The organism is Thalassoroseus sp. (assembly GCF_984380535.1).
Map to the genome: position 1 here is coordinate 170063 of NZ_CFHRBF010000005.1, position 15814 is coordinate 185876.

Genomic DNA, 15814 nt, shown 5'->3' on the forward strand with positions numbered 1-15814 from the left:
TCTGTGGGGGAGGGTACACTAACGTCTCTCTCAAGCATCAATAACGGACGCGGTCTGTGAGCCGGTGATGCGACTCATTCGGCTCATGGAAACAATTCAGCGATTGCCCCCAGAACGGAGTTTCTATCGTGGCTCAGCAGAGCATGTTACCGGCAGCGTTGCAGGAAGTAACCGAGCCGTTGCAAGATGGCGACGAACTGCTGACGGCTGACGAACTCAATACGCTCTCGCTGTTCACGGCGATGAAAAAAGGCGGCCCCGACTTCCGCCGTTTTCCGAGTACGACAGCTCTCCGGTACTGCCCGCAAGGACGCATCATCTGTGAACAGGGCGAAGCCGGTGCGACCGCGTTCTATATTCTGACGACTGAGGACGTCATCGCACTTCGCGAGAAGCAGTTGGAATCGCTCGACACCACGATCCGCGCTCAAGCCGAGCAGGGCACGGAACTGGAAATGCACCCGTATTTTTTGCGGATGTCACCTCGCGAATTGGAACGCCGTCGTCAAGAGATCGTCGACGAAATCACCACGCTGAAAAGCCGTTTGGAACAACTGCCACCGGTCGAGAACGAAGACGGTCCGCAACGACACATCGCGACGGCTCACTTGCTCGTCAACTTCGAGCCGGACCAACCCAAACGCGGATTATTGCATCGTCTGAAAACGGCGTTGAAAGGCGGGGGAAGTCGAATTCGCAATTCGATTCCAAAATTCATCCCGATCGACGCCCCGAGCGACATTAACTCGCAAACCCTCCGGGGGCCGTTGCACGAAGGCGAGTTGATGGGCGAAATGAGTTGCATGAACCGGGCACCCCGGTCGGCAACGGTGGTCGCTGATCAAGACTGTTACATGCTGGAAATGCTCCGCAACGTGCTGGACATGCTCCACAAAGATCCGGCGTACAAAAAGCGGATGGATGCCAGCTACCGCAAACGTGTGCTCGAAACCCATGTGCGGCGGTTGTCCATTTTCGATGAATTGACCGACGAGCAATTCGCCCGACTCAAAGAAGGCATCGAGCTAGTCGATTACGAGTCTGGGGCCACAATCCTCGAGGAAAAAGCCGATTCGGATTCGTTCTACATCATCCGTAGCGGGTTGGTGAAAGTCATCAAGAATGCCTGGTATGCCTTCCAGCCGAATGAATTCAAATCCGAACATTGGAATAACTTCGCGAACGAGTTAGCCGAGAAATCGAGCGAGGTGACAGATCTGCGGGAAGCGGTCTTCAAGAAATTCCCACCGGAACTGCAAAAAGCGATTCAGGCGAAGTCGCTCACAGACGAACAACAAGCCGAAGCTCGGAAGATCCTCAACGATCTAATTCGCAACTCGAAGATCTATACCAAGCTGGGTAAAACGCGAAAGGAAGTTCTCGAGGTTGTTCACGGGCCAACTTTGGAAACGACAATCGCCGAGTATCCCCGTGACACCAAGAAATGGTCGGAATTGGAGTACCGCACATTTCACCGGGCGTTATTGGAACACATTTTCCCCGATGGTGTGCCGCGACGGTTAGAGAGTGCCGGTCCACGACGGACTTTGGCGTATCTCGGGCGGGGTGATTTCTTCGGCGAAATGGCGGTATTTCGGAATCAGCCGTGCGGCGCGACGTGTATCGCCTACGACCACCCCGACAGTGGCTACCAACAACGGATTCCCGATGGTCGAATGGGAGCGGTCCCGTCACGAGTGGAACTCATTCGGATTCGCCGAGATCTGATCGAACAAATCCGCAATGAATCGCCCGTCATGCACGAGCGGATTCAAGAAGAAATCATCCGTCGCGATCAAAGTTTTCAAGCGACCGTCGGCGATTTCGACGAAGCCGGCACCATTCCGCAAAGTCGTGAGTTCGACCAACTCGGTTTGGTGCAGGGCCAAAAGTTGATGTTGATCGACTTGGAAAAATGCACCCGGTGCAACGCCTGCGTCGAGGCCTGTGTGTCGGCCCACGACGATGGACGCACGCGGCTGTATCTCGACGGGCCGCGGTATGAAAATTATCTCGTGCCGATCACCTGCCGAAAGTGTCTCGATCCGGTCTGCATGATCGGTTGCCCGGTCGGTTCGATCAACCGGGGATCGAACGGCGAGATCGTCATTCGGGATTGGTGCATCGGTTGCCGAATGTGCGCCGAGCAATGCCCATACGGTTCGATTCAAATGAACGAGCTTCGCAATCCGATCCAACTTTCGGCGGAGCAGAAAGCGATTCTCGGTGCGGAGACCACATTGAAATCTGTAGGCGAACAAGCCGTCGTGTGTGATTTGTGTAGTAACGTGCCGGGGCAAAACCCCTCGTGTGTGTACGCCTGCCCGCACGATGCCGCGATTCGCGTTCATGCGCAGACGTTCTTCATGAAGCCGGCTACCGATAGTCGGGCATGATCTTGGGGACATTGGAATGCTGATTCAGTGGAAGGACCATCGTGGTTGGGCATTCATTTCGGCGGGGATTCTCCTCGTCGCGACGGTGACGTACGTCATTTATGCGTCGTCCAGCCCGAACGGTGCGCATGGCGGAAGCGTTGCCGGTTTGATTTACGGCATCATCGGCACCTTGATGATGGTCTTCGCCGGACTCCTCGCCGGTCGCAAACGCGTTCCGCATTGGCGGCTAGGAAGTGCGAAGTTTTGGCTTAAAGGTCATCTATGGCTAGGCACGCTGAGTTTCCCGCTGATTCTGTTCCACGCCGGTTTCGGTTGGGGCGGATTGGTGGAGAACATCCTGTGGATCACCTTTGCCATTGTGATTGTCAGCGGTTTTGTGGGAGTGGTGTTGCAACACTTCTTGCCTCGATTACTCACCAGCCGCGTTCCTTACGAAACGTTCATGGCTCAGGTTCCGTATCAGTGTCACCGGATGCAGTTCCTCGCTGACCGGGCTGTTTCCAGTTTGTGCGGCAAACTCGACGCCCGCGAAGACGACTTCTTCCCCGAGTTTGAAAAGCTCGCCAAGTTCGGAGCGGAAGCTTCGAAAGACGAACTCCCGAATTGGCCGGACCAGGTCGATCAAAATTGGCGAGGGTTGTTTATCGACCTGGGGAAAACATCGAAGCAAAACGGTTGGATCAACAAGGAAGACAACTTCCCGAAGATGCTCGCGGAGATCTACGAAGGTCTCGACTTCAAACCGGCACCCAAAGCCAAAGCCAAAGCCGCGGGGAAAAAGGGGCCTAGTCCGTTGGAGCAAATGAAAGCCAAGAAAGCGGCGGGCGGCGGTGGTGATGCGGGTGCGAAGAAGAAACTCTCGCCACTGGAAATGGCTCGGCAACAAAGCGGCAAGAAATCGGGCGACGAAGCACCGGCGAAAAAGAAATCACCGCTCGAATTAGCCCGTGCTCAAGCAGCCGGAAAAGCCGATGACGGTGCGGCGCCGGCCAAGAAGAAGTCACCACTCGAACTCGCGCGGGAACAGGCCGCCCAGAAAGCCGGTGGTGACGCTCCCGCGAAGAAGAAATCGCCTTTGGAACTCGCCAGAGAACAAGCCGCGAAAAAAAGCGACGGCGATGAAGCACCGGCAAAGAAAAAGTCTCCGTTGGAACTGGCCCGCGAACAGGCGGCTAAAGCAAACGGTGGCGACGAACCCGCCAAGAAGAAGTCGCCACTGGAACTCGCAAGAGAACAAGCGAAAAAGAAAACCGAGGATGCAGAACCGCCGGCCAAGAAAAAATCCCCCTTGGAACTGGCCAGAGAGCAAGCCCAGAAAAAATCCGAGAACGACAACGGCACCTCGACAAAGAAAAAATCTCCACTCGAATTGGCTCGAGAACAAGCCGCCGCGAAGAACAAGGCCAAAGAAACCGCCCCTGCATCGAGAATGTCTTCAGCCGATCCCGGTGCAATGGCCACGCTTAATTTCACCGCGGATGAAATGGGAAATCTCGCCCGATTGGCGATGGGCAGTGAATCGTTCGACCCGGACGAAGACGATGATGTGGATGAGTCGTTCTATGTGCCCTGTGGGAATCCCGAGTGCGACTATCAAATGTTGATTCCCAATCGGTCGTTGCTCGGTCGCAAAGCACGTTGCCCGATGTGCCAGAAAAAGTTCATCCTCAAGGAACGTGCACTGCCAGAGCCGAAAGATGAGGACGAGGAAATCCTGCTGACCGCCGGTGTAGTGGGCGTTTTCGAATCCAACCAAGTCACCGAGATCGCCAAGATCGAGGAAGAACGACGCAACGCAGCCAGTCTCCGTCGTGAGTCTTTGTCATGGGATGTCGACTCTCCACCAATCGTCGTCGATGATGAACCCGAAAAACCCGCTGCGACCACTTCGAAGAAACGGATGTCGCCGCTCGATATTGTTCGTCAGCAAGCCGCCAAAGCGACTGGCAAAGACGCACCGGCACCGATCCAAAAAGCGAAGTCGAAGATCGAACAGATGAAAGCCGCCGTCAAAGCCAAAGCGGGAGCGGCGGGGAAACCCAAGCCGACAGCGAAGAAACCGGCAGCGGTATCGGTGAACGCGGCAGCGGGCCAATCGATTCAAATCCGTGGCTTCATTGCTCCGCCCAAACAAAAAGGCCCGATCGTTCGCTCGGAACATCTCAAGAAATTCTATGAAACACGTCTGCGACCGTTTCTCGATGCCCGCATGCGATCGCGACGGTTCCCGGAATTCCAATCCGAACAAAGCACCTCGCGGATGTTCAACCAACTTCGGGCAGAATTGCCCGGAGAATTGCATGGGGTCTTGCTCGAATTGGAAGAATACGCGACGGAACGACGTCAGTTCCGCACACTGTCGCGAATTCATAAATCGATGCACACTTGGCTGATTTTACATATCCCCATTTCGATGGCGTTATTTGTTTTAGTGATTGTTCACATCATCGTGGCATTGCGAGTCGTACCGCCGTTGTAACGGTTGATTGTCATTTGATTCCGAGCGACAGATTCTACGCCTTCAACGACTAACGGCTTTCGGAAGTGAGTGCCCAAGCCGTAGAGATGACCATTCGGTAACACTGCAAACTTTCGACTCTTTAGGAATTGACTCCCAGCAATGAGTGCCCATCGTTCGAGCCGCGAACTCTCAGGACGGGTGGAGATTGAGTTCCACAAACGCCCCAACCCCATCAAACAAGCGGCGTGGTGGTCCGCGGTGGCAGCGATCTTGGTTTCACTCGCGTGGCTTGGTTACACCACCGCCAAAGGGCAAACGGCCATTTACCAAGGCGGCGACATCTCAACGGCCCACGCGATGTTCGAGAACGATTGTGCCAAGTGTCATAGTTTGTCGAACGATTTGCTCACCGGTTCCAACTTGTCGGCCGCCAACCACACCGAAGGCACCTGGGCACCATTGCGACGATTGCTGAATCTCAACGATGAAATTCACTCGGTCAGCAATGCCAACTGCGAGATTTGCCATACTGGAACGGTCCACCACAAAAATCAGTTGCCGATGCATGGCGACGCAACGGGTGAACTGTCTTGCGCAATGTGCCATCGAGAACACGAAGGCGATATTTCGCTGGTATCGATTGCCGACAGCCATTGCACACGATGTCACAACGATCTTGTCGTCCATACGAATGACGGCCCGCCGCACTTTGCGGAAGTGATATCCGACTTCAGTAACCCGGAAGGTCACCCGGATTTCCGCATCGAGCAATTGCTCGCGATGGACAAATCGGTTTCACCGGCAACCAGTGCCGATGGCAAACCGATCCACCACGCTCATACGGTTGTCGATTTCATCGCCCGGGATGGTGAACCCGCACGCTGGCAAGATACCGCCCGTATTCGCTTCAACCATCAAGCTCACCTCAAGGGAATGTTCAACGAGAAGGGCGAACCACTCACTGGTGACGAGCGGGAAGCGATCAAACGCCGCAAGGGAGAGAACGCTGGGGAACTGCTGGCGTATCCGCAGTCGTGTGCCGATTGTCATCAAGCCGACGAAGCCGGCCGGTATATGAAACCAATTGTCTATGAGCAACATTGCGCCCAATGTCATCCGTTGACGTTCGACACAGAAAAGATTGTCAAAACTCTTGCCGCCAATGGGGAGACCGAAGAGCAATTCGCCGTCACCGTGCCGCACGAGTCACCCGAAATCGTGCGAGGGTTCCTGGCGGAGTTGTATTCGCTGAGGGTTTCGAATCGTGGAGCCGAGAGCAAAGACACACAGTTCGATCCGCTGGCCGATCTCCGTCAGGGTTTCCCCGGCGAGGATTTTCCGGTCACGCTGAACACGAAACTGGCGGAGGCCGTCCGTGAACAAATTCGGCTCGACGAACGCGAGTTCTACCCTGAAGAGTTTGTCGAAAACGAAATTGCCCGCATGAAGGGCCAAAAGGTGCTCTTTAAAGAGAACGGAGCGTGTGCGTTTTGTCACGACGTCAACACGTCAGCCGATAACGGCGAAACGACTCCGGAAATTGTCGCACCGAACATCCCCGAACGGTGGTACGCTCATAGTCGATTTCAACATAACAGCCACCGCATGCTCGGTTGCACGGAGTGTCACACGGACCTCATCAGTGGACATCCTGTCTGGGAAAGTCGCAGTACGGGCGATGTGTTGATGCCCGCCAAGGCTTCGTGCGCCAAGTGTCACACTGGACGAGAGAACTCGATACAAACTGAGTCTGGGAAACAACTTGTGGGTGCTCGCTCCAATTGTGTCGAATGCCATACTTATCATGATCACAGCAAAGAGGACTTCAACGGCCAGCTAACTTTGGATTTGACCGCCGATCCCGCTAAGAAAAGCAATGCACCGATGCAAACGGACACGAAATAGTTTTACAGATACGTGCATTGCTGCGCATAAGGACCGACGGAGACACGCTCATGAACCAATTGCAATTCCGATGGCAAGTCACCTTGTTACCGCTGGCCGCGGTCGGTGTCGCCTTGCTCGTGAGCCGTGGTTATGGGGTGGAACCGGACGCGCCCATTCAGTTAGCTACGCTCATCGCGGATGCTCCCGTCACGGCCCCGAGTCCCGATGTTCTTCCTGACTGGCATGCAGAGGCCAAGGCAACGAAGTTCAAGTATATCGGTGCCTCCGGTTGTTCGGCTGCCAACTGTCACGGCGGCGATGCCCTCAAAGAAACCGTCGGCAGCGAACACAGCATTTGGGTTCAGAAGGATCCGCACGCCAACGCCTACGCGGTGCTGCGGAATAAAACGTCCGCTCGCATCATGGACTATCTCGCCAAGTCGAAACGGTATGCCGAGCTAGAAAACGTGCCCGCTTGGGAAGCAAAAATCTGTCTCGATTGTCACGCATCTGCATCGGACCGCTCGCAACTGGCAGCCGGTCATAAGTTTTCGCTGCGGGATGGCGTGAGTTGCGAAGGTTGTCACGGTGCCGCCGAACAATGGCTCGATCCCCACAAACGCTGGGATTGGAAATTCCTTACGCCCGAGCAAAAATCGTCGCTCGGTTTCGTGAATACTGACGACCTCTATTCCCGCTCGAAAATGTGCGCGGAATGTCATGTGGGTGCGGCGGATCGCGAAGTAAATCACGACATCATGGCCGGCGGACACCCCCGGTTGAACTTCGAGATGGCCGCGTTCAGCTCCGTATTGCCGCCGCATTGGAATTCGAATGACGATCGTCGTCGGCATGCTGTCAGCAATCCGAATACGTCGGCGGAGAACGTGCAGTCGGCTTACTTCGCCAAACTTTGGGCACTCGGACAAGTCGCGGCGGCAGAGAAAGCACTCGAACTGTTGGAAACCCGAGCCGCCAACGAAGACCGCGTGTGGCCGGAGTTCACCGAGTATGGCTGTTACGCTTGTCACCACGATTTGCAACCGTCCGCATGGCGACAAAAGAATCGCGGTTACCATCTGAAGCCCGGCCACTTCCCTTACGGAACCTGGCAGTTCGCCGCTCTTCCCCTTCTCACTAAAAACACTAACGCTGCCGACGTGTTCGCAGAGTCGGGCGCTTTCGAAAAACTGCGTGCGGAAATGGGGAAACCATCGCCGAACCGCGAAGAGGTGTTGAAGCTGTCGACACCGATCCGGCAGTCGTTGGCGGAACTTGGTCATCAGATCAACTCACAACCGATGTCCGCCCAAACGATCAAGCAACTCTTGGCCGGTTCAACAACTGAAGGTCAGAAGATTGCCGACAACAGTTGGGACGCCGCCTCGCAGGTTTACTTGGCAGCGGTTGCGACTTATCAAGCCATGATGGATGCCAACGGCCGCATCACCCGGCCGATTCCCGCAGATCGCGAGAACTTCGCCCGCTTCCGCACGATCCGGGAACAGCTGAAGTTCCCCGATCCATATGACAGCCCGCGAACGTTTGAACAAAAAACCCAGGACCGCGTCGACGTCATCCTCGAACAACTCAAGGAACTGTCCGAAGCCATCCCCGAGTGACATCGAATTCGCCAACTGATTCCGCATCAAGTGAGAAGACTATGCTTCAGAAACGATTCCGAGAACTCATGTTGGCCGTCTCCGCAGCGGCATGCGTCGCGGTCGGCGGGTCGTCCCCAGCGAGCGCCCAACCCGCACTAAAGGGGCCATCCAAATTAGCGGCCGTCATCAGCGATAAACGCTCGAATGATCCGCATGAGTTCTATGGAGTTGCTCGTGGTGGCTGTGCGAACTGTCACGGCAACGAGAAGGGCGATGTACGTCCGGTGGCTTCCGGATCATTGCCGGGTTTCTTGGGGAAATACGTCGGTGGCTTGTCGAACGATCGCTGGATTCGGGCGGATGAACTCGTCATTTGGGGTGCGAACGATAAACACACCCAAGCGTACGCAGTGCTGCTCAACGAGCGTTCGAAGCAAATGGCGAAGATCCTTGGCGTTGTCGACAAAGATGGTAAATCTCAGATTCATCGTGACGTTCGCTGCCTAACCTGCCACGTGGGCATGCCTGCAGATCAAATGTTGAAGACGAAGAAACAGGACGAAGAGAACGTGGCCAACATTCCCGGCCATGACTGGCTCGTCGCCGAAAGCCTAACTCAAGATCCGAAACTCGCACTTGGGGTGAGTTGCGAGAGCTGTCACGGTCCTTGCGGCGACTCGCTCACCGACAAATCGAATGAAGGCTGGTGCGGAATTCACGTGTCGAAAGACGCTTGGCGATATAAAGCCGCCGCCGAGAAGGAAGCTGAGTACGGTTATTGGGACGTTCGCTCGCCGGTCTCGAAAACGCGGATCTGTCTGTCCTGTCATCTTGGGAATGTGTCCGAAGGCAAAGTCGTCACGCACGAAATGTATGCCGCCGGACACCCCCCACTGCCCGGATTCGAAACGGCGACATTCATTCATCAAGAACCAAAGCACTGGCGTGATTTCGAAGAGAAAACCGAAGAAGTCCGCGAGGAGTTCCGCAAAGAGGCTGGGGAAAAGGGCGAGTTCATTTCGCCAGAGTTGAATCAAACCCAGGACGTGTTGATTGGTTCGGTGGCGAGTTTAGCCGAATACATGAAACTTAACGCCGACCTCGCCAACGAAGATGCCAAGTGCGCGGTGCCGAAGCCCGAATGGCCGGAGCTCGCCAACTTTGCCTGTTACGCCTGTCACCACGATTTGCAGGAACGCGGTTGGCGACTTACACGGCCGCCCGTCGGCACACCGGGTCGTCCGCGACTTCATGAATGGCCCACCGCGCTCACAGAGATCGCCTTGAAGTATGCCGGTGCCGATCTCGATGAATACGAACGCTTGAAGAAAGCGGTGGACGAGTCTGTCGATCGTCAACCTTTCGGTGCGGCCAACCAGATCGACAGTTCCGCAAGCAAACTTTCGACGTGGTTGTTCGAACAAGCACTCGCGATGGAAAAGCAGCCCATCACTCCGGAAGCCGCCAAGATGGCACTTGCGGAAATCGCCGAAAAGGGTGCGGATGAGCAACTCGATTATGATGCCACCCGCCAACTCGCATGGGCAGCGGGCATTATCTACAACGAACTCAATCCGCTGCCGTTGACCGAGGAAGCCAAGAACAACCGCTACACCCTCGCTGCGGTCCCGGGATGGTTCAAGACCGTCACCGACCTCGACGAAACTCAACAATTGCTCGCTCAGTTCGACAAGATCTTCTTGCTCGACCTGCGAAAAGGTCGTGATGTGGGGGTTGTGGTGCCAGGTGAAAACGAAGATCGACCAGTCGTCGAAGTCGATCTCGACAAGAGCCTGCCACCCATCGGCGACTTCCAACCCCGCACCGCAGCCGACTTGTTCAAAGTTCTCAAAGAGCAGTTAGCGACAGAGTAATCTAAGCCACGAACTTCCTTCACCCCAAGGAGCCAGCCAATCGACAACTGCGTCGCTTGGCTGGTTTTTCTTTGGGCATTCTCTACCGGTCGATTCGATATAGCGAGATATCACAGTGTTGGTCGAGGATCGCGAATTCGTTCGTGCGAACCGGCATTACCGCGACTGGACGCACGGCATTCCGGTGAACCGAAACGCGTTCGAGTCGGCAACGAGTCGTCGAATAAACTTCAATGCGGGAATCATCTACCGCAACCAAATGGCCAGATAGCGTAAACGCCGTTTTCGGTGCCCTGAGTGTCTCCCCGAAAGCTTGCTTGTGCTTGATATCCGGCCACATCACTGTTCCGCCACGTTCCAAACTGATTGCCAGACGTAAACGGGAATTGGGTGTGCTGCCACTGATTGACGTAATTGTTTCCTCAAACCGATGCCAAATGATTTCCCCATTGGGTGACGTTTGCAGCAGGTAATCGTCGAGGCCGAAGAACGCCCCTTCATTCCGCGCATGTCGAGGAATTCCCGCCGGCTGTGAAGCGTCCAACTTTAATGCGATCGGTTCGACAACTGGAACACTATGCGAGTTGATCGGCGTGCCGTCCGGCGAGAACCGCACCACGTCGTAGCCGAAGTCTTCTTCGGTGAGCATTACCGATTCCCCATGTGCTGTCTGCGAGATCGCAATTGTGGTCGGTCCGGTCCACGCTGGATCTCGGACGACGGTCCGTTCAAATTCATGAGGATGAAATTTCGGCCCACCCACATTGTGCAACCAGACTTGCGGTCGCTCGTTTCTTGCCACCGCCAACAATACCGGGCAGCACGCTTCTTTCGGTATATCTGACCAAGTATGGCCTTGAGGTTTTGATGGGGGCTTAGCATCCAACGCGAGCCACGTTGAATACACCATCGTCAGCCAGCCCTCGTACAAACCTATCAGATAGAAACCGCGGTTCGTCGGTTGGGCGTCGATCCAATCGATTCCGGAACCGATCTTAACGCGATGAGTCTGTAACACCTGAGATTCCGACTTTATCGGTCTACGAGGCGACACTTGAGTTCGGGCTTCTTCGACCTGCATGTACCGTTGACAATCGCGACTCAGCAACCGATCCGACGGCACCAAACGCTCGACAACTTGCAGCAATCGGCGGTCGGGCAACGCATTGCTCGTCTGCGACTTCGTCAACGCAATGGAAACTACCTGTCGGGTGGCGTTTGCCGCTTCTATGCGGACGGACTCATGCGGGTAATTCTGTGCCGAGCCGGAAAGCCCCTTCGCCAGCCATGCGGTTCGTTCCGGGGGCATCGGTTCCTGTCGAAGTTCCTCAATCCACGCGGAGGCATCCGCGTGTCGACCGGTTCGCCCAAGCAATCGAAACCCCTCTTCCAAACATTCGTACCACTGACCCGACGAATTCCATCCCTCTTTCAGAATCCCGTAAGCCGTCACCACTTGACCGAGTTCGGTTTCGTAGATGCGGGCGGCAGCCAGGTGGTTATCATGCTGCTCGTGCCATCTCGCCGCTTGAAGGAATGCCTCATCGGCCTCTTCGTGTTGGTCGAGCCGGCGATGAATCCGCCCGACGGCTTCGAAGTTTTCGAGGCGTTTATAGATCGCGATGGCTTCGGTCCAAGACCCGCCTTCTTCATAACAGGCAGCCGCATCGGCCGGACGATCGAGACGCTCCGCGTACAACACCGCGGCTTCTCGAAAGTGTCCGCCCGACCGGAGTGCCGCCGCCGCCAGAGACCAATCGCCGAGCAATTCCGCGTAGATGTACGCCGCCCGTCGGTGTCGCCCTTGGCGAATCTCGCGGTCCGCCAACTCCCGATACCGAGCCGTCAACTGCTGCTGCATCGCGAACGACACATCCCACGCATCGGCCGGTCCGCCACCGCCGGAGAGGCGAAAGTCGACATCCCGCTGCGTCAAATGCTGCGACGGCGGAGCCACTCCTCGCGGCGAATCACCGCCCATCGGCAACGCATACTTTAACCCCTGATCGGGATCGTCCCGCAACATTTGCATCAGCCGCGAAAGTTCCTTCTCGCGTTCGTTTTGCCATTCCGGTGAAAGTACCTGAGCGGCCCAACGTTCCAACCGGTTCCACATCGTCTCCTGACTCGCGGTTGCCGGCACTTGCTTTGTGATCCACTTCGCGAACGAGGCAAACGGACGCATCAGGAAATTCGAGGACTTCCGCAACGCCCCTGCGGACGGCTCACCATCCGCGGGTGGAAGTTCGTCGAGCGAGTTCGACTGCGTGCCGATATCGCCCTGTGCATCCTGCATGATCGATCCCGGACTGAGCGATTTGACCACGTCGATCGCATGCAATCGGGAACTGAACGATACACCGGGATCCGCGCCTGTCCAATCGGCGGGTGTTTCAGTCGGCGGCCGCATTAAGTCGGCCAGCGTTAGAAAATCGTCGGGACCGAACGCGACCAAACCCGCTTGCGGATGCCACACGAACTCCGTCTCACTTGGCCAACGAGCATGCAATTCCTCATCGGTAACATGGGGCCAAAGTTCCGCTTCGATCGGCACAAATAGCTGCTCCGCGATCCGTCCGTAAGCATGACAACGAAACGAAACCCTTGGCGACGTCGAAGCGTCAACACTCGCCAATACACCGATCGGTGTGCGGTCCGCTCGGGAGCGCGGAACCATTCGCAACGTGATCGTTGATGACGACACACTCCACGCGACGAACTCCGCCAGCCATACCTGCGGATCGCTTCCAGGCACGAACCAGGCGGTTGTCTCGCGTTGCGGTCGGGGTGTGAATCGAAGTTGTAATGTCGCCTTCATCCGACAATCCGTTTTAAGAAGGGTCGCAGGATTTCGCGGAATATGGTTGCCGGGTCAGTCGCGGGGTGGTTCCCCAGAAAATACCGCGGCCCCCACATGCGACCGTCACTCGACCAACCCGCGAGTTCAGAGTCCGTCAAAACGAACGTCACTTCAGGAATGTTGTTGTCGCTACTCTGCAGGTGTAGCAACCCTCGTGCATCCAAAAATACGCGGCTGCCATCTGGGAAATTCGCAGACTGCAACCGCAACCGAGTGTCACTCGGCGTCTCATGCGGTTGGAATGTTTGAATCGGGCAGCGTGAAATTGTTCCATATTCTACCCCGAACAACTGCATTCTCTCTGGAGATTGCGTGGACATGCCAATTGTCAAATCTCGATTGCTTGCAGTCCGTAGAAACAAGAACCGTTGAGCTTCAAAGTCGTCGAAAGGCAGTCCCACAGCAATGAACTTCTTCCGCACGTTTCGCGGCCTGACGACTTGCAGAATTTCGGGTTCCAGCAATAGACCAGGATCGGAACCGCACCACGACACCTTATGGGTCTGCGTATTCACAACTACCGTTTCCGATTCATGGTGAGGACGATTGACAAACTGTCTCACGAGCAATCGTCGACCGTCGCGGGAAACGCGTTGTACTTTCATCGCCCGGTGCAAAGGCTTTGAAAGTGGAAAGCGTTGTTTGTCCGCGATTCGATAGATCGCTGGTTTATGCGCCAGCAAACCGAATGGTCCCGCTTCGCCGTCAACATCGAAAATGGTAATGAGAAAATCACGCACGCCGCGAGGTGCATCAGCAAGTGGTAAGTCAGGTTCGATAAGGATGGTTTCAAACCGCAAGAGATTTCCTTCAATACAAAGAGCCTGATAGGTCATCCCTTCCATGAAGTAACGCCCATTGAGCCAATGCATTCGTGGCCGCAAATGTATCTTCGAAAGCATCTCGCCGTTATCGAGATCATGAGCGGCGACAGAACGTTTGTGGATAACGAACAACGTACCGGTGTATTCGCAGACTCCATGAACCGGTGTTCGTTGAGTCGGCAATTCTCGTGTGGTGGCCGAGGCGGTTTTCAGGTTGATTGTCACCAGCCAAAGTTGCGGTTTGCCGAGGTCGCCGATGACGCATTGCGTGATGCCATTTTCGGCGGAGCGGCGACACCAATGCAGACGACGCGACGGTAAATTGTCGGCGAGTTGGCGGGCTCCCAATGTGGGTTTGTCCCAGTGCATCAGGCGACGATCGTTCGTAATCGACAACGCTCCGTGATTCCGCACCAGCCAGGTGTTCTCCGGTTTGACGTGATGCGACAACCGCAACGGGAACGGTTTGACACGCCAAATCGCGGGCAGGTCTTCGGAGCGTTTCTGCCGTTCGTCGAGCAACGGCAGACGCGGTTTCTCGGTTGGTGCGAGCAACTCGTCGAGCGACAGCGTCGCTTCCCGAATGCGTTTCGTACCGAACGGCGTACGCTCGAAGACTTGGAAGTTTCCGTCACGCGAGATTGTCATCAAAAACGGAATCGACACCGGTAGCGACGAAAGATCGCGTTGAAATTCCGGATCGTCCGCGACATCGTCACTGGTAATGAGGATGGTGTCGGTGTCCGTCTCGTTGGGTTCCGATAGCGAACGCAAAGCCGGTCCGGGATGAATGTCGGGGCAGAGGGCTTTCAGGTGTTCGATCAAACCGTCTCTCGTTGTGAAATCGACGGGTTGCAATTCTTCACCGGTCGGACGGAACACTTCCACGCAGCCATCCGGATCGCTCATCGCCGCAAGTGACAACGCGACCGATGTCGCGAACACACGTGGCACACCCCACAATCGCAGACCGGAATCGATAATAATCCGACGACTTCGCGGCGGGTTGCGGGGCGGTGTTTCCCGGCGGAGATACAACGCCTCCCGCATGGCGACTCGCATCATGAGTGTGTCGTCGTCTTGGGCGAGTTCGCTGATCAGTAGCCGATCGAGTGTGCCACGGTTGCTAATGTCCGACACGCCGCCGATTGGCATTTCATCGTGGTCGGCAAGTGGTCGCGGCAACGAGACGACCGCCAACAAATTTTGAGCCAACCGCACCATCCCGGCCAATTCCTCATCATCGCGAAGTTGCTCCAACAACTGTCGAACACTGGAAACCGGCGGCGACTCTTTCTCGACAGGCAGCAACTCTTGCTCCAAACCCGTCTCCAACCGCAACGCAAGCGTGCTCAAGTCCACACGATGAAGACCGGAGTTCAATGGAGTCGTCTGCTGAACGAATTCGGCAACCGTAATCGAGCCGCCGACTTTGTTTTCCAGTAGTTCGGTCGTCACGCCGTCCGCGAGGGCTTTCACAACGACTTCCGCAAATTGCGTGGACGTCAGAAACGGACGCGACTCGAAAATCATCGCGGCCAACTCCGCCCTCGTATTGAGATGAAACCGGATGGCGAGTGGAAGGTAAGTGATTTTGACGAGCTTGCTGGGAAGTTCGTGAATCCAATCCCAAGTGGTTCCCCGGAGCGCCGCGAGTTGTTCGGCGGTCGTCGGCAACGAGTTCCGACACGTAGCAAGAAACAACACAATCGAAACAAACGGCGGCAATCCCAGCGGTTGCAATCGGGACAACACCGCTTCGACTTCCTGACGAAACGCGATCGTGCGGCCGTCTCGCCAGACAATCGCTTTGCCATCTTCGGTCCACTGCCAGAACGAATTCGAACTTGGTTGCAGATAATCGCGAATCGCGGATAGGTCGCCATTCATGAGTGGTGTTCGTTT

7 protein-coding genes are annotated in these 15814 nt (G+C 55.8%); 5 read left to right on the forward strand and 2 right to left on the reverse strand.

All coding sequences use genetic code 11. The annotated features are described in order from the left end of the window. Positions 1–128: 128 nt before the first annotated feature. From AC5DDB_RS08365 to AC5DDB_RS08385, 5 genes are all read left to right on the forward strand, one after another. Positions 129–2396: a 4Fe-4S binding protein gene (locus AC5DDB_RS08365; protein ID WP_491739253.1), complete on the forward strand. Its 2268-nt coding sequence runs from the start codon at positions 129–131 to the stop codon at positions 2394–2396. A 16-nt stretch (positions 2397–2412) separates the two neighbouring features. Next, entirely contained in the window at positions 2413–4878 is a 2466-nt protein-coding gene (locus tag AC5DDB_RS08370) for a hypothetical protein (RefSeq protein WP_491739254.1), read from the forward strand. 141 nt (positions 4879–5019) lie between these two features. Beyond that, positions 5020–6765 carry a cytochrome c3 family protein gene (locus tag AC5DDB_RS08375; protein WP_491739255.1) on the forward strand — a complete coding sequence of 582 codons (1746 nt, stop codon included), beginning with the start codon at positions 5020–5022 and terminating at the stop codon, positions 6763–6765. A 50-nt stretch (positions 6766–6815) separates the two neighbouring features. Next, on the forward strand, positions 6816–8369 hold the full coding sequence (locus tag AC5DDB_RS08380) for a multiheme c-type cytochrome (RefSeq protein ID WP_491739256.1): 1554 nt from the start codon (positions 6816–6818) through the stop codon (positions 8367–8369). A 41-nt stretch (positions 8370–8410) separates the two neighbouring features. Further along, positions 8411–10225, forward strand: a complete 1815-nt coding sequence (locus tag AC5DDB_RS08385) for a hypothetical protein (protein ID WP_491739257.1) — start codon at positions 8411–8413, stop codon at positions 10223–10225. Between the two features lie 82 nt (positions 10226–10307). Here AC5DDB_RS08385 and AC5DDB_RS08390 read toward each other — a convergent pair whose 3' ends face one another. Together AC5DDB_RS08390 and AC5DDB_RS08395 are read right to left on the reverse strand one after the other, a co-directional pair. Further along, positions 10308–13043: a hypothetical protein gene (locus tag AC5DDB_RS08390; RefSeq protein ID WP_491739258.1), complete on the reverse strand. Its 2736-nt coding sequence runs from the start codon at positions 13041–13043 to the stop codon at positions 10308–10310. Continuing rightward, entirely contained in the window at positions 13040–15799 is a 2760-nt protein-coding gene (locus AC5DDB_RS08395; RefSeq protein WP_491739259.1) for a hypothetical protein, read from the reverse strand. Before AC5DDB_RS08395 ends, AC5DDB_RS08390 begins: the two co-directional genes overlap by 4 nt. Positions 15800–15814 lie beyond the last annotated feature (15 nt).